At 36.5% G+C, this 15,273-nt stretch carries 13 protein-coding genes; 8 read left to right on the forward strand and 5 right to left on the reverse strand.

Annotated features, from left to right (window positions below; translation table 11 throughout):
- Nucleotides 1–3 precede the first annotated feature (3 nt).
- The 4 genes from RHP76_RS01515 to RHP76_RS01530 all read left to right on the forward strand — a co-directional run bounded on the left by RHP76_RS01515 (nucleotide 4) and on the right by RHP76_RS01530 (nucleotide 6,024).
- Nucleotides 4–1,428: a glycoside hydrolase family 30 protein gene (locus tag RHP76_RS01515; RefSeq protein WP_311229308.1), complete on the forward strand. Its 1,425-nt coding sequence runs from the start codon at nucleotides 4–6 to the stop codon at nucleotides 1,426–1,428.
- A 9-nt stretch (nucleotides 1,429–1,437) separates the two neighbouring features.
- Nucleotides 1,438–3,660 (forward strand): beta-glucosidase BglX, encoded by a 2,223-nt coding sequence (gene bglX, locus RHP76_RS01520; protein ID WP_311229309.1) that lies wholly within the window; start codon nucleotides 1,438–1,440, stop codon nucleotides 3,658–3,660.
- A 74-nt stretch (nucleotides 3,661–3,734) separates the two neighbouring features.
- Complete coding sequence (locus RHP76_RS01525) at nucleotides 3,735–4,544, forward strand: glycoside hydrolase family 16 protein (RefSeq protein WP_311229310.1); 810 nt, start codon at nucleotides 3,735–3,737, stop codon at nucleotides 4,542–4,544.
- A gap of 40 nt (nucleotides 4,545–4,584) precedes the next feature.
- On the forward strand, nucleotides 4,585–6,024 hold the full coding sequence (locus tag RHP76_RS01530; protein WP_311229311.1) for a glycoside hydrolase family 30 protein: 1,440 nt from the start codon (nucleotides 4,585–4,587) through the stop codon (nucleotides 6,022–6,024).
- A 94-nt stretch (nucleotides 6,025–6,118) separates the two neighbouring features.
- Here RHP76_RS01530 and RHP76_RS01535 read toward each other — a convergent pair whose 3' ends face one another.
- The 3 genes from RHP76_RS01535 to RHP76_RS01545 all read right to left on the reverse strand — a co-directional run bounded on the left by RHP76_RS01535 (nucleotide 6,119) and on the right by RHP76_RS01545 (nucleotide 9,662).
- Nucleotides 6,119–7,981 carry a DUF3472 domain-containing protein gene (locus tag RHP76_RS01535; RefSeq protein ID WP_311229312.1) on the reverse strand — a complete coding sequence of 621 codons (1,863 nt, stop codon included), beginning with the start codon at nucleotides 7,979–7,981 and terminating at the stop codon, nucleotides 6,119–6,121.
- Between the two features lie 451 nt (nucleotides 7,982–8,432).
- On the reverse strand, nucleotides 8,433–9,242 hold the full coding sequence (locus RHP76_RS01540) for an enoyl-ACP reductase FabI (RefSeq protein ID WP_062670284.1): 810 nt from the start codon (nucleotides 9,240–9,242) through the stop codon (nucleotides 8,433–8,435).
- Nucleotides 9,243–9,362: 120 nt separating this feature from the next.
- Complete coding sequence (locus tag RHP76_RS01545; protein WP_034697596.1) at nucleotides 9,363–9,662, reverse strand: DUF883 domain-containing protein; 300 nt, start codon at nucleotides 9,660–9,662, stop codon at nucleotides 9,363–9,365.
- A 138-nt stretch (nucleotides 9,663–9,800) separates the two neighbouring features.
- Between RHP76_RS01545 and RHP76_RS01550 the strand changes: the two genes are divergently transcribed.
- The 4 genes from RHP76_RS01550 (at nucleotide 9,801) to RHP76_RS01565 (ending at nucleotide 13,591) form a co-directional block, all read left to right on the forward strand.
- On the forward strand, nucleotides 9,801–10,358 hold the full coding sequence (locus tag RHP76_RS01550) for a DNA-3-methyladenine glycosylase I (RefSeq protein WP_311229313.1): 558 nt from the start codon (nucleotides 9,801–9,803) through the stop codon (nucleotides 10,356–10,358).
- Nucleotides 10,359–10,613: 255 nt separating this feature from the next.
- Nucleotides 10,614–11,891, forward strand: coding sequence for a phage tail-like protein (locus RHP76_RS01555; RefSeq protein WP_277694608.1), 1,278 nt, complete (start codon nucleotides 10,614–10,616; stop codon nucleotides 11,889–11,891).
- Nucleotides 11,892–12,404: 513 nt separating this feature from the next.
- Nucleotides 12,405–12,833 carry a MarR family winged helix-turn-helix transcriptional regulator gene (locus RHP76_RS01560; RefSeq protein WP_311229314.1) on the forward strand — a complete coding sequence of 143 codons (429 nt, stop codon included), beginning with the start codon at nucleotides 12,405–12,407 and terminating at the stop codon, nucleotides 12,831–12,833.
- Nucleotides 12,830–13,591 (forward strand): Rossmann-fold NAD(P)-binding domain-containing protein, encoded by a 762-nt coding sequence (locus tag RHP76_RS01565; RefSeq protein ID WP_311229315.1) that lies wholly within the window; start codon nucleotides 12,830–12,832, stop codon nucleotides 13,589–13,591. Before RHP76_RS01560 ends, RHP76_RS01565 begins: the two co-directional genes overlap by 4 nt.
- Before the next feature lie 313 nt (nucleotides 13,592–13,904).
- Here RHP76_RS01565 and RHP76_RS01570 read toward each other — a convergent pair whose 3' ends face one another.
- Nucleotides 13,905–14,759, reverse strand: coding sequence for a nucleoside phosphorylase (locus RHP76_RS01570; RefSeq protein WP_120230867.1), 855 nt, complete (start codon nucleotides 14,757–14,759; stop codon nucleotides 13,905–13,907).
- 22 nt (nucleotides 14,760–14,781) lie between these two features.
- The gene (locus RHP76_RS01575) at nucleotides 14,782–15,267 is read right to left on the reverse strand and encodes a hypothetical protein (RefSeq protein WP_120230868.1); all 486 of its coding nucleotides are present in this window, start codon (nucleotides 15,265–15,267) and stop codon (nucleotides 14,782–14,784) included.
- Between the last annotated feature and the right edge of the window lie 6 nt (nucleotides 15,268–15,273).

The raw sequence follows: 15,273 nt of genomic DNA on the forward strand, positions 1-15,273 counted from the left end.
AATATGAAGTTTCACAACTTATATAGTTTCTTTAGAGGTGCCGCACTACTTAGTGGTGTGGCCCTTTTTCCTTTATCATGTACCTCAGTGGCATCCAATAAAGGAAACGAAGTGCAGTACTGGCTTACAAAAGGAGATGAAAGTGTAAAATTACAGCAGCAGACTCCCCTTAAATTTGTAAATAACACCAACCGCTTTCAGAATATTGAAATTGATGACACTCAAAAATTTCAATATGTTGATGGCTTTGGCTATACATTAACAGGAGGAAGTGTTGAGGTAATCAACCGGTTGTCGCCTTCCAAAAGAAAAGCACTGCTTAACGAACTTTTTGGAAATGATAAAAATTCAATATCCGTCAGCTATTTAAGACTGAGCATAGGTGCATCTGATCTTGATGGTGAAGTCTTTTCATATGATGATCTTCCAGAGGGACAAACTGATCATTCGCTTTCAAAATTCAGTCTGGCAAAAGACGACGCTTTGATTAGTATGCTGAAAGAGATTCTGACAATCAATCCTTCTATTAAAATTATTGCTGCTCCATGGTCTCCTCCGGTTTGGATGAAAGACAACGGAAAATCAAAAGGAGGAAGTTTAAAACCTGAATTCTATGGAACGTATGCTCAATATTTTGTAAAATATATTCAGGGAATGAAAAAAGAAGGGATTACCATTGATGCTGTAACTCCGCAAAATGAACCCCTGCATCCTGGAAATAATCCAAGTTTGTATATGCCGTCTGAACAACAGAGAGATTTTATTAAGAACCATCTGGGGCCTGTTTTTAAAACAAATAGCATTACTACTAAAATTGTTGTGTATGATCACAATTGTAACAAACCCGAATACGCGATTGATATTTTAAAAGATTCTGAAGCTGGCAAATATATAGACGGATCTGCTTTTCACCTTTACGAAGGCGATATTTCTGCATTAAGTACGGTACATAATGCTTTTCCGGATAAGAATTTATACTTTACTGAACAATGGACAGGTTCAAAAGGCACTTTTACCGAAGATCTGAACTGGCATACAAAAAACGTGATCATCGGATCTATGAGAAACTGGAGTAAAATTGCGCTGGAATGGAATCTTGCCAACGATCCGAAATTTGCCCCTCATACAGATGGCGGATGTACAGAATGTAAAGGAGCTATAACCGTTTCCGACAGTGAAAATTTCACCAGAAATGTTTCCTATTATATTATTGCACATGCTTCAAAATTTATTCCTGCAGGCTCTCAGCGCATCGCTTCCACACAGACGGATAAACTTTCAACGGCTGCTTTTAAGACTCAATTTGGGAAAATAGTTTTAATTGTACAGAACGATAATCAGGCAGATGAGAATTTTAATATTAAATTTGCCGGGAAAACCGCTGCAGTAACAATTTCAGGACGTTCTACAGCAACCTATATTTTTTAATTTGATACTATGAAAAGAGTTTATTTCTTACTGGCATTTTCTGCATTTGGATTGAATGCTTACGGACAAAAGACCATTGATCAGAAAGTAGCAGAGCTATTGTCTAAAATGACTTTGGAAGAAAAAGTAGGGCAGATGGTTCAGTACAGTGGTTTTGAATATGCCACAGGACCGCAGCATTCCAATTCAGCTGCTGTTTTAGAAGAAATTAAAAAAGGAAAAGTAGGTTCCATGTTGAATGTAGCAGGTTCTGAAGAAACCAGAGCATTTCAGAAACTGGCCATGCAGTCCAGGCTGAAAATTCCTTTATTGTTCGGGCAGGACGTTATCCATGGCTATCGTACCACATTCCCTGTCAATCTTGGACAGGCTGCAAGCTGGGATCTGGCCATGATTGAAAAATCAGAAAGAATTGCCGCAACAGAAGCTGCCGCTTATGGTATTCACTGGACGTTTGCGCCAATGGTGGATATTGCCAGAGATCCGAGATGGGGAAGAGTAATGGAAGGTTCAGGAGAAGATACCTATCTTGGAACAAAAATAGGATTAGCAAGAATTAAAGGATTTCAGGGTAGAGGCTTGGGAAGTCTTGATGCCATAATGGCATGTGCAAAACACTTTGCAGCCTACGGAGCCGCTGTAGGCGGAAGAGATTACAATTCTGTAGACATGAGTCTCAGACAATTGAATGAAACTTATCTTCCACCATTCAAAGCGGCAGCAGAAGCAGGAGTGGCCACTTTCATGAACTCTTTCAATGATATTAACGGAATTCCTGCAACAGCCAACCAATATATACAGAGAAACCTTTTAAAAGGAAAATGGAATTATAAAGGTTTTGTAGTGTCAGACTGGGGAAGCATCGGAGAAATGGTTCCTCATGGTTATGCTAAAGATGGTGCTGAGGCAGCCGAAAAAGCAATACAAGGCGGAAGCGATATGGATATGGAAAGCCGTGTCTATATGGCAGAGCTTCCAAAACTGGTGAAAGAAGGAAAAGTAGATGCAAAACTGGTAGATGATGCAACGGGAAGAATTTTAACCAAGAAATTCGAAATGGGGCTTTTCGATGAACCTTACAGGTTCAGTAATGAGAAAAGACAAAAAGAGCAGACTGATAATCAGGAAAACAGAAAATTCGGAAGAGAATTCGGTTCAAAAAGTATCGTTCTTCTTAAAAATCAGGGAAATATTCTTCCGCTTTCAAAAAGTACAAAAACTGTTGCTCTGATTGGCCCTTTCGGTAAAGAAACAGTAGCTAATCATGGTTTCTGGTCTGTTGCGTTCAAAGATGATAATCAAAGAATCGTTTCACAATTTGACGGAATTAAAAACCAGCTGGATAAAAACTCTACTTTATTATATGCAAAAGGCTGCAATATCGATGATCAGGATAAAAGTCAGTTTGCTGAAGCCATAGAAACTGCAAAAAAAGCAGAGGTTGTCATCATGACGCTGGGAGAAGGCCATGCGATGAGCGGAGAAGCCAAAAGCAGAAGTAATATAGGATTTACAGGTGTTCAGGAAGATTTGTTAAAAGAAATTGCCAAAACAGGTAAACCTATCATTCTGATGATCAATGCCGGGCGACCTCTGATTTTCAACTGGGCATCAGACAATATTCCTGCCATTATGTACACATGGTGGCTGGGAACAGAAGCAGGAAATTCAATTGCTGATGTTATGTTCGGAACTGTAAATCCAGGTGGCAAACTACCAATGACTTTTCCAAGAACTGTTGGTCAGATTCCTGTGTATTACAATCATTATAATACAGGAAGGCCGGCAAAAAATAATACAGACAGAAACTATGTTTCAGCCTATATAGACCTGGATAATGACCCGAAATATCCGTTTGGATACGGTTTAAGCTATACCGATTTCAAATATTCTGATATGGTTCTGAGTTCCACAAAACTTACGGGAAATCAAATACTGAATATCAGTGTGACTGTTTCCAATATAGGAAAATATGACGGAGAAGAAGTGGTACAGCTTTATATCAGAGATCTTTTCGGGAAAGTTGTAAGACCCGTAAAAGAACTGAAAGGCTTTCAGAAAGTATTCATCAAAAAAGGAGAAAGTAAAAAAGTAGATTTTAAATTGACACCAGAAGATTTGAAATTCTTTGATGATAACCTGAATTTTGATTGGGAAAGCGGAGAATTTGACATTATGATAGGTACGGATTCTCAAAATGTTCAGGCCAAAAGAATCACCTGGACGAAATAAATTCAATTCAAGAGGAGCGGATTAAAACCTGCTCGTTAAAACGGCTTTAGCCAAAACTTAAAACCTACATACATATGAATCTCAAAGTTAAAAATCTCATCAGAATTTGTGCAGCAGGAGCACTCGCCCTTTCTGTATTCAATTGTGCTTCAAACAAACCAGATACTGGAAGAAAACTGATTTGGAGTGATGAGTTTAACGGCAAAGGCCTTCCGGATTCATTAAAATGGAATTATGATACCGGAGGAAGCGGTTTTGGAAATGAAGAAGCTCAGTTTTATACCAAAAACAGGCTTGAGAATGCCAGAATGGAAAAAGGAAATCTCATCATTGAAGCCAGAAAAGAAAATCGTGAAAACAGTAAGTATACTTCTGCAAGACTTTTAACCAAAGGAAAATTTGCTTTTCAATATGGTACAGTAGAAGTTAGGGCGAAACTTCCTAAAGGCCGTGGAACCTGGCCTGCTATCTGGATGATGAGTGAAAATATGAAGAAATGGCCTGATGATGGTGAGCTGGATATCATGGAACATGTGGGCTATAACCAAGGGTATATCCATGCTTCCGTTCATACCAAAAAATACAATCATATCCAGGGAACACAGAAAACAGATACTTTGTTTGTAAAGGATGCAAGCGAAAAGTTCCATGTCTATAAAGCAGACTGGACACCGGAAAAGATTGATGTCTATATAGATGATAAGAAATTTTTCACCTACGAAAATAAAGAGAAAAACAATGAAGCATGGCCTTTTAACAGACCTTACTTTATCATTCTAAATCTCGCTTTAGGAGGATTTTGGGGTGGAAAGGAAGGTATTGATGATACCATTTTTCCACAGAAGTATTATATAGATTACGTAAGAGTTTATCAAAATAAATAATGAAAATGAGGACCGGATGGGTCCGGAAACAGAAAAAATCATGAGAAAACTAATTGTAAGTTGTTTTGTAGTAGGCGTTGTCATGAATGTCAATGCTCAGAATTATTGGAAAAAAAATGCAGGAAAAACAGCTAAAGTGGTTCTTACCAACTCAAAAGCAAATGAGAAGATGGTGGATAAGGGAGTAGTTACATTTGAGCAGTTCGGGCAGCCTAAAGAAACGGATGCCTGTATTTTTGTAGCTCCCCATTTTAAATATCAGAAACTGATAGGAATTGGAGGTGCCATTACAGATGCCTCAGCAGAGACTTTTTATAAAATGCCAAAGAATAAGCAAAAAGAAATTCTGGATGCTTATTTCGGAAAAAATGGATTGGGATACACTGTTGTTCGTACCAATATGAATTCCTGTGACTTTTCCAGTGATTCTTATACATATGTAGAAGATAATGATACTTCGTTAAAGACCTTTAATGTGGCTCATGATGAAAAGTATAAAATCCCAATGATTAAAGAAGCTCAGAAAGCTATTGGTAATAATTTTACATTTTATTTCTCACCATGGAGCCCACCAGCATGGATGAAATCAAACCAAAGCTTGTATAAAGGCGGCAGATTGGAAAATCAATACTATCAGACATGGGCAGATTATTATATCAAATTCATCAAAGAGTATGAAAAGAGAGGAATTAATATCTGGGGATTAACTGTTCAGAACGAACCCATGGCTACCCAAAGCTGGGAATCATGTATTTATACCGCTGAAGAAGAAGGAGAATTCCTGAAAAAGAACCTTGGACCAACGCTTTGGAAAAACGGATATAAAGACAAAAAAGTAATGATCTGGGACCACAACAGAGACCTTATCTATCAAAGAGCATCAACTACTTTAAGTGATCCGGAAACCTCAAAATATGCCCATGGTATCGGTTATCATTGGTATGAAACGTGGAACAACAAAACTCAGCTTTTTGACAATTTAGCAGAAACACACAGAGCTTTTCCTGATAAATTCCTGGCTTTTACGGAAGGATGTAAAGAACAGTTCAATATGGATAAAATCTATGATGTAAGCCTGGGAGAGCTGTACAGCAAAAATATGCTGAACGATTTCAACAAAGGAAATGCTTTATGGACTGACTGGAATATTTTATTGGATGAAACCGGAGGACCTAATCATAAAGGAAACTTCTGCTTTGCCCCGATTATTGCTGATACCAAAACAGGAGAGGTATTCTATACGTATGAATACTATTATATAGGGCATGTTTCAAAATATATCAGACCGAATGCGCAGAGAATAGGAAGTTCTTCCAACAGAGCAGCCCTTACATCTTCTGCTTTTATGAATGAAAACGGACAGCTGGTAACCGTTATCATGAATGATTCGGACAATGATATTGAAACCAATCTATGGATAGAAGGAATGGCTGCTAAGCTGAATGCTCCTGCACATTCTATACAAACCGTAATTTTATAATTTCATATTAATTTAATATTATTTTTGACAGAACGGGCGGCCTTTATTGAGGTCGCCCGTTTAGATTATATCATGTTATTACAATCTTATACTATCATTGTACAGAGAATTTTCCTGAAATAGTACCATTTATGCTTTTAGCCATATAGAAATATACACCGTTTTTTATATTTGAGGTTGAAATTGTAGTTTTTCCCCCTTTTACTGTCTGGTGTTGTATTGTTAGTCCATCTGTGTTTACAATTTGTAATTCATAATTTCCATTTTCAGGAAGATTTATCGTAAGGTTTTCCCCTTGTTTTACAGGATTAGGATAAACGGCAGAAGTTATTTCCTGTTTTGCAGACATGCTTGACGTTGTGGTTGTTACCTGTTCAAGTATCCACTGATGATTTATTCCTGCCGTACCATTCATATCCTGATCCCAAATGTTAATATTAGTGCCTGTTGTTTGGGAATTGGCAGGATTATCCATCGATTTCATATTTGATAAAGCGGTGCCTATAAGTATGGTATTGGGTGTATAGGATTTTAGTACCCATTGCTGATTGTTATTCCCGGTTTTGGAATACTGTATCAATGTAGTTCCGTTAGTAATATTAGAACCGGGAACATCAATTGCCAATCCGGAAGCATGGTTAATAATAATGTAGTTTTTTCCTGTTTTTTCAAGCTTCCATTGCTGTGCAGGATTAGTACTAAACGGATATTGTACCATCTTAACATTTGATGCAGAACTATAATTTGCCGGGCTTATATAAAGGTTACTTCCTGCATTTTTTATTCTGTAATAGGTATTCGGGTCAATGACCGGAGGTGCTATGATATTAATATTGTTATATCCGAAATTAGAAGTTTGCTTAAATATATCCTCCAATACTACACTTACATAATATTTTCCGGATTGAGAATTAGCAGGAAGAGGAATACTTACATTTCGGAGATCAGGACGGATACCGGAAACTACTGCAACCGGAGTATAATTATTCCCCCAGCTGGCTTCAGTATACAAAGCTACTTTATAAGAAAGCTGCGGACTTGTTGTTTCTGAACTTGCCCAAGTTACATTGACCGAATTAGTGGATGAATTATATGTAGGGGTAACGGTAGTGACATTAATAGGAATAGTTGAGGCAGGTTTTGTACCTTCCTGAGTAATACTGTTAAAAGTTACTGAACCACCTGCTGGAGCAGGTGTTGTTCCACACGATGTTATTTTAATGGCAGTATTGTTAAATGCTGTTTGTGCTCCCCAGGATCCGGTTCCTGCTGAAGCGGTATATCTTAATGGTTTTGACCAGTTTCCCTGTGCATTCATACTCCAGAAATTTCTGTAATATCCACAACGGGAATCTTTATTCAAGCTAGAATTCCAGTTCTCTACGAAACCTCCCAGTTTTGTTCCGGTAAATGAAGCATTATTTTCCGGCGTTATAATAGTCACATAATGTTTCCATTTTCCTACACCGTAATCATACATAAAGAACCCTATTCTTGTCTTTCCATCACCGGTAGACCACCTTCTGGCAACTGTTGCATACCATACTCCCGGTACCCATGGCATGGGATTATCTGTATGAAGACCTGTTCCTTCTCCTCCGAAACCATCTACCAAAGTATTGGGCGCTGCATATTCCGTTTTACACTGTGGAAGGCTGGAGTCCTGTATGTCCCACATAGAGAAGATGTTATTATACACTTCATTCGGTTTGTATTGAATTCCTCCATATCCTCCTCGCGGACCTAAAGAAAAGTTCAGCGTTGAATAATAGGTGTTGATTTTTTTACAGGTATTGTCTACCATTACTTCCGAGTACCAAAGTTCCCCGGTATTAGCCATATCAAATCCTTCTATATAAGGCCCCCAGCTTGGGCAGGTCTGAGCCTTTATAGGATTAAAAAATGAAATTGCGGCAATAAAGTGTATTGAGGCAAAAAAAATTAAATGTTTTTTCATAAAACTTGTTTTTAGTTGATGATGTTAAATTATAAATTATTTTGTTTTATGATTTATATTATAGAAAATTAATATTTTTTTATGGTAAATTAATATTATTATTGTTAATTAAAAAAGATATTTTTAAGGAAATAATAATATTTTAATGTTGGGTTTTTGCTTTTTCTTTTTCTTAAAATAGAGTTGTTGTTGACTTTCTTAACTAATAATTATTTCACATATCCGATATATATTATAGATGGTATGTATTTTAATGATGAACAGATATCTTTATTTATTTTGGATAATGTAGCAGAATGCAACACTTTTGACTGTCGGTAATAGTGGCCTGGAAGAATTCGCCAAATGAGGAGTATCCGGATGATACAAACAGAAAACCCATGAAAAAATTTTCATGGGCTTTACTTATTTTGAACGGAACTTTATTAGTCCGCTATTGTTTTATGAATGATTATTCAGCGTCATATTTACTGATTACTCTCTGAGTAACTCCTGAGCTGCTGAAACCTCCATCATGGAAAAGATTCTGCATGGTTACTTTTTTAGTAAGATCAGAGAATAAAGTTACACAATAATCTGCACATTCAAGAGCTGTAGCATTTCCTAGCGGAGACATATCTTCTGCATATCCAAGGAATCCTCCGAAACCTTTCACACCGCTACCGGCAGTAGTCATTGTTGGAGACTGAGAAACCGTATTGACACGTACTTTTCTTTCTCCCCAATAGTTTCCGAAAGTTCTTGCGATGCTTTCCAGATACGCTTTGTTATCAGACATATCATTATAATCAGGGAATGTTCTCTGAGCTGCAATATAAGTAAGAGCCAAAATACTTCCCCATTCGTTCATACAGTCTTTTTCCCAAGCTACACGCATTACTTTATGGAAAGAAACAGCGGAAATATCCCAGCCTTTTTCCAACCAGTCGTAATTCATTTCTGTATAATGTTTTCCTTTTCTTACGTTGATAGACATTCCGATAGAGTGAAGGATAAAGTCGATTTTTCCAAATTTTGCAACAGCGGCATCAAAAAGTTTTTCAAGATCTTCTATAGAAGTAGCATCAGCACCTATTACTTCAGAACCTGTTTTTTCTGCTAAACCATTAAGTTCTCCCATTCTCAAAGCAATAGGAGCGTTTGATAAAATGAATTCAGCACCTTCCTCATGGCATCTTTCAGCAACTTTCCATGCGATAGATTGTTCATTAAGGGCTCCAAAAATAATTCCCTTTTTGCCTTTAAGTAAACCGTATGACATAATTTTTTAATGTTTATTATAATACAAATGTAACAATAATTGTGCTTATGGCATAATAAAAAATGGAGCCTTATCAATTTAAGACTCCATTTTATTGAAAATATTTATATGACTGAAATACTAATTGGTTTTCTTATTCCATTCTGCCTTTACATCCTCTGCCGCATCTTTGGTTTTTTCCCATGCCTCATCTGCCTTATCCTTGATATCTTCCCATGCATCGGATACATTAGCTTTTACCCTGTCTAGCCAGTCTTCCTGGCTGGCTTCCTGATCATTATTCCTCTTTTCATTGATATAATCTTTAGCCTTGTCTGCCAATTCATTGATTTTCCACTTGGCTTTGTCCGTTGCATTCTGTAAAGAATTTTCTACATTGTTTACTGCATTTTCCGCTTTATTGTACTCTGAATTGTTCATAATAGTATAAATTTTAATTTGGTATGAGTAATTAAACAATAACCATTCCTAAAATAGAACCTCTCTGTTAAACTTTTCATAATATTTTGTTATATTTTACTAAATCAATAGTAAATTTAAAGTATAAAATTGATAATTATGGAAAAAATACGTTGTGGCTGGTGTGAAAAAGATGATCTCTACAGAAAATACCATGATGAAGAGTGGGGAAGGCCTGTGTATGATGATGAAACAATATTTGAATTCCTGATTCTTGAGAGTTTTCAGGCTGGCTTGAGCTGGTATACCATTTTGTCTAAAAGGGAAAATTTCAGAAGAGCTTTTGATGATTTTGATTATAAAAAAGTAGCAGCTTATTCTGACAAAAAGGTTGAGGAACTGATGAATAACCCCGGAATTATCAGAAATAGGCTTAAAATTCTGTCAGCTGTCAACAATGCACAGAAATTTATAGAAGTTCAGAAGGAATTTGGAAGCTTTTCCCACTATATCTGGGATTTTATTGATGGAAAACCAATCGACAACTGTCCCGAAACATTATCCGACATTCCTGCCACAACAGAGGTTTCAGATCTTATTTCCAAAGAACTTAAAAAGAGAGGATTCAAATTCGTAGGTTCTACAGTCATTTATGCTCATATGCAAGCTACCGGAATGGTCAATGATCATTTAAAAAAATGTTTTCTTAGAAAATAGCCGTTGATTTTTATTCAATATTTAGTGAAATTTATTGTTGATTTTGTAATTTAAAAAATTAAACGCAGAATGGGATATATCAGAAAGGCCTAATGAATGCTGTATTGGTTAATTGCTTGATATTAAACATTTTTCATTATTTTGTGATTAAATTTTATATTAATCACTTTAATGTGTTTTTAATTATGATATTTTTAATTTAATTATGATTTTATTAAAAATTTATATATTTGCGCCTGCAAAAAAATGCAAGTAATGCAAAAAGACTATAAACTTCTGTATACACTTCTCTTATTCTTAATAAGTATTTTTACATATGCGCAAGTTGGGATTGGATTACCGAATCCGGATTCGTCAGCGATGCTTCAGATTAATGCCAATAATAAAGGAGTACTCCTTCCAAGTGTTGCGCTTACCACGACAACGGACAATATTACCATACCTTCTCCGGCAGAAGGTCTTATCATATGGAATAACGGAAATTCTACTCTGAAAGAAATTGGTTTCTATTACTGGTTCGAATCAAAATGGAATAAAATTTTAGCAAACGGTGGGAATACCACTAAAACAGAGGATGGAAACAACTGGAACCTTACAGGCACGAATGTAGGAAATTATGGAGGAGCGAGTACAACGCTTGCTTTAGGAACAAAAACATATGATGATCTGATCTTTAAAGTAAATGCATTAACAGCAGGAAGACTTGGAGTTGACAATTCTGTAAGCCTCGGGATAGGTTCAAATGCAGGTCAGAATGGTATTGCTTTGGGAAGCGCAAGCTCAGCATTTATGGGAATTGCTATTGGGAGTGCCACTTCAGTTTCTGGTAATGAAGCTTTAGCTGTAGGAAATAAAACGACTGCAGCAGGATTCAGATCTACAGCAATAGGTTTTCATGCCCAAACCGGCAGCAATGAATCTGTAGCTGTTGGAAATAACTCATCAGCAGATGGATTTCAGTCCATTGCATTAGGATATAATGCCAAAACAAATAGCAATAGTGAAACTGCCTTAGGATATAATGCAGTAACAAATAGTCAGAATTCTACTGCTTTAGGCTCGGGAGCCAATGCGTCAGGACAATTTTCAACCGCTGTAGGATATGGAGCTGCTACTTCACAGGCCAATGCTATTGTTCTGGGGAATAACAATGCAAATGTAGGTATTGGTACAAATACTCCGAATATCTCTGCAAAACTGGATGTAAGCGGACAGTTTAAATTGGGAGAAAAAGGCAGTGTTCAGAAAAGTCAGATCAGTTTTGAAGCATGGCCTGGAATTTCAATTAATAATTTGCCTCCGGGAAAATCTACAACCATCGATATTCCTGTTCCGGCAGAATATCAGCCTGGTTCCACAAGAGCTGTAGTGGTAGTTTCTCCGGCAGGAGATTTTGTAGGAAATTCTTCATTTTCCATCTCGAATCCAAGAATGACTTCTGCTTCCTCTATTACAATTAATCTCACTAATATTTCAGGAACAGCTAACAGTTTGTATTCCGGACATTTTTACGTGATGATCAATGAATTTTAAATAATAGGTTTTTTTATTATAGTTGATATGGTGTGAAGGACTTCCGGACTGGAAGTCCTTTTTATGGATTGTCAATTTTTATTTAGCTTGCGGGATTGAAGTTCCTTGCGGGCATTTTGCCAGCTTTTTCTAATAATAAGATATAAAGGGAAAAAAGCCAGAGGAAGCGGAGTGATACCGTTGAACCCTTTCTTAGCGGTAACATAAATGCAGACGCCTACCAGCATTCCCATAATTATACAAAAGGAAATATGAGCTGCAGAGCGTTTTTTTTCTTCCTTTGTGAGTTCTTCTGTAGAGAGTTCTGAAAGCTTATTGTTTTCTGTCTGATGTGTGTGTTTTCATGTTCAATCAGTAATTAGTTTTTGCTAAAATAATAAATAAGAAGAGGCTAAAAGAAAATTTTCTGCAAAAATAGAATTCGGGTTATAAAAGATTTTAATTAATAAATATTTTAAACAAAAATATTGTGCACAAAGTAAATAGGTTATCTTTGTTTCTTAAAATAGAACGATGATGCCTTTATCAGAACATTTATGTTTTAAAACATATGCCGTTTCCAGATATATTACGGGTTTATATAAGCCTTACCTGGAGGAAGTTTCACTTACATATCCACAATATCTTGTCATGACCGTTTTATGGGAATATGGCGGAATGAATATAGGAAAGATTGGTGAACATCTTCATCTGGACAACGGAACGCTTACCCCGCTTTTGAAACGTATGGAAAAAAACGGACTGATCATCAGAACCCGTAGCTCAGAAGATGAAAGAGTTGTATTGATCAACCTTACAGAGCAGGGAGCAAAACTCGAAGAAAAAGCAAAATATATTCCTGAAGCTGTTCAGAATTGTATGCATCTGAATGATGAAGTAAAAACTCAACTGATGGCTTCTTTAGACGAAATATTATCCATTCAAACCGTGTCCGAACAATGAAGAAAATAGGAATTATAGGCTATGGCTGGCTGGGAGAAAGACTCGCATCTTCCTTATCCGGAAAATATACACTGGCAACTACAACTACAACAGAAAGCAAAGTAAATTTACTCAATAATAAAGGAATTCATGCTGTAATGGCTTCTTTCCCGGATTATCAGCTGACAGAACCTCTTTCCCAATGGGGAGAAGTTAAAAATATGGAAGTTTTGATTATTACAATTCCTGTTTCTGAAAAAAGCTGTTGTGTAAGCTCTTTGTATAACAGGATTCAGAATTTGTCAGCTTTTATAGGAGACTTTAAAGGACAGATGTTTCTGATGAGTTCTACAGGTGTTTATCCCGATATTGCTAAAGAATTTACAGAAGAAGATGTCCCTTTGGAGAAAATATCAGGCGAAAGAATGTTGAGAAATAAATATCCCCAACTTAATATTCTAAGACTTGGTGGTTTGATGGGGGATAACAGACTTTTAAAAAATTATAATGTAGGTAATCTGGACCATGCGGTAAATCATATTCATTATGCTGATATCAGCAGGATTATCTCAGAAATGATTAAACAGAAAAGTGAATCAAAACTTTATAATGTTACGGCTCCTGTACATCCTGCGAAAAGTCAGGTGATTAACGCACAGAAAAATCTACTTGATGAAGAAGAGTTTGAAGTGAAAGGGAAGAAGGTTCTGTCATCAAAGCTGGTTTCAGAGCTGAATTATACATTTCAATATCCGGATCCCAGGACTTTTCATTTGTAATCATGGCATTTGTATTAATGATTATCGGCCTTTAACTATTTTACTTACAAGATTTCTATTGACAACTCTGTAATTCCGCAGGAATCTCTACGCTGTTTTTAAAGTTTTGTATTTAGATTCCTAGGGAATGATAAGGTGAGTGGTAAGCTTTGTTCATCATAAAAGAATCAATATTTTCAGCAAGATACAATTCATTAGGAACGGGCTTTAGCCCGTTAAAAAATAGATAAAAATTCCATTGGCTTTAGCCAAAACCTAATAAAAAAACCTCCGGAATCTTTTTCCGGAGGTTTTAATTTTATCAATAAAATAATTACTTAATAATTCTTTCCAATACCCATTCAATAAGGTTTTTTTCAGAGGCATGGTGGTCTGCGGAGAATTCTCCACGTCTTCTGTTGGCAATAACGTTATTTACGGTAATGGCTTTGTGGCCTAATAATTTTGAAAGAGCATAGATCGCAGAGGTCTCCATCTCAAAATTGGTAATTCCAAGATCATTCAATGTTTCCAGGAATTGATCATCTACCGCTTTCAAACGAAGCTGTCTTCCCTGTGGAGCATAGAATCCCGGGAATGTTGCTGTATTTCCGTGGTATTTGGCATCTTTGTAGTATGCTCCCATTTCTTCTGCCCAGTCTGAGAAATAAAGCATTGGCTTGATTCTTTCGTAAGGGAATTTTTCTAAGAAGCTTTTAGAAAACTCATTTTCGAAGTTGTAATCCTGATAGAAGTGCATCAATCCGTCCAAACCTACAACGTTCTGCGTTACCAGCATATTGTCTACCTGTACATCAGGGTTTACACTTCCGCAAGTTCCCATACGGAATAATTCAAGAGCCTTGTGCTCAGTCTTGAATTCTTTGTTTTGAAGATCAATGTTTACCAAAGCATCCAGTTCGTTCATCACGATATCGATGTTTTCAGTTCCGATCCCTGTAGACATTACGGTGATTCTTTCTCCACGAAGCTTTCCTGTATGCGTATAGAATTCTCTTTTATTTTTTTTGATTTCTACGGTATCGAAGTATTTTGAAACTTTTGCCACTCTGTCAGGATCACCTACAAGGATGATTTTGTCAGCAATATCTTCAGGTAAAAGATTCAGGTGGTATACACTTCCGTCTTCATTCAGAACAAGTTCTGAGGCAGCAAGTTTGTTTAGCATAATATGTATATTTTTTGTTTTTTTAATTAATCATAATGGCTTCTTTATAAGGAGATGCCATAACCTCGTAGATGTCATTGTATTCTTCTACAATCCTTTTCTGTCCGTTCATAACCTCATATACAGTAATGATCGTCTTTTCAATGTTTTTAGGATCTTTCCTCTGTGAAGTGATTTCGTAGAAGTGATCATCTTTTTTAAGAATAGAAATCAGTTCTTCCTTTGTTGAGTTGTTGGAAGTCATCATTCCGGGGAACTCTGTAACAATATCTTTCAGGTCAGAATAATTTTTATAAGGCTTGGTTATACCATTGGAATGTACATATACATTGGGAATGTTTTTATCTTTTTCCAGGCGGACCAAATAATAATCAGCCCCTCTTTTCTCTGCATATACAGCCATTTCCTGTGGCTTTCCGGATATCTTTTCCGGTTGCTTTTTTTTCTGGGAAAATGCCGTCATAGAAAGGAAACTTGCCATAACAGCAAACCATAGTTTTGTTTTCATACTCCT

The organism is Chryseobacterium sp. SG20098 (genome assembly GCF_031844745.1).
GTDB classification, from domain to species: Bacteria; Bacteroidota; Bacteroidia; order Flavobacteriales; family Weeksellaceae; genus Chryseobacterium; species Chryseobacterium cucumeris.

Excerpts from the sequence above, each read along its gene's own strand:
- RHP76_RS01515 (WP_311229308.1), top strand. The coding sequence starts at position 4 with ATGAAGTTTCACAACTTATATAGTTTCTTTAGAGGTGCCGCACTACTT.
- bglX (WP_311229309.1), top strand. The coding sequence starts at position 1,438 with ATGAAAAGAGTTTATTTCTTACTGGCATTTTCTGCATTTGGATTGAAT.
- RHP76_RS01525 (WP_311229310.1), top strand. The coding sequence starts at position 3,735 with ATGAATCTCAAAGTTAAAAATCTCATCAGAATTTGTGCAGCAGGAGCA.
- RHP76_RS01530 (WP_311229311.1), top strand. The coding sequence starts at position 4,585 with ATGAGAAAACTAATTGTAAGTTGTTTTGTAGTAGGCGTTGTCATGAAT.
- RHP76_RS01535 (WP_311229312.1), bottom strand. The coding sequence starts at position 7,981 with ATGAAAAAACATTTAATTTTTTTTGCCTCAATACACTTTATTGCCGCA.
- RHP76_RS01540 (WP_062670284.1), bottom strand. The coding sequence starts at position 9,242 with ATGTCATACGGTTTACTTAAAGGCAAAAAGGGAATTATTTTTGGAGCC.
- RHP76_RS01545 (WP_034697596.1), bottom strand. The coding sequence starts at position 9,662 with ATGAACAATTCAGAGTACAATAAAGCGGAAAATGCAGTAAACAATGTA.
- RHP76_RS01550 (WP_311229313.1), top strand. The coding sequence starts at position 9,801 with ATGGAAAAAATACGTTGTGGCTGGTGTGAAAAAGATGATCTCTACAGA.
- RHP76_RS01555 (WP_277694608.1), top strand. The coding sequence starts at position 10,614 with ATGCAAAAAGACTATAAACTTCTGTATACACTTCTCTTATTCTTAATA.
- RHP76_RS01560 (WP_311229314.1), top strand. The coding sequence starts at position 12,405 with ATGATGCCTTTATCAGAACATTTATGTTTTAAAACATATGCCGTTTCC.
- RHP76_RS01565 (WP_311229315.1), top strand. The coding sequence starts at position 12,830 with ATGAAGAAAATAGGAATTATAGGCTATGGCTGGCTGGGAGAAAGACTC.
- RHP76_RS01570 (WP_120230867.1), bottom strand. The coding sequence starts at position 14,759 with ATGCTAAACAAACTTGCTGCCTCAGAACTTGTTCTGAATGAAGACGGA.
- RHP76_RS01575 (WP_120230868.1), bottom strand. The coding sequence starts at position 15,267 with ATGAAAACAAAACTATGGTTTGCTGTTATGGCAAGTTTCCTTTCTATG.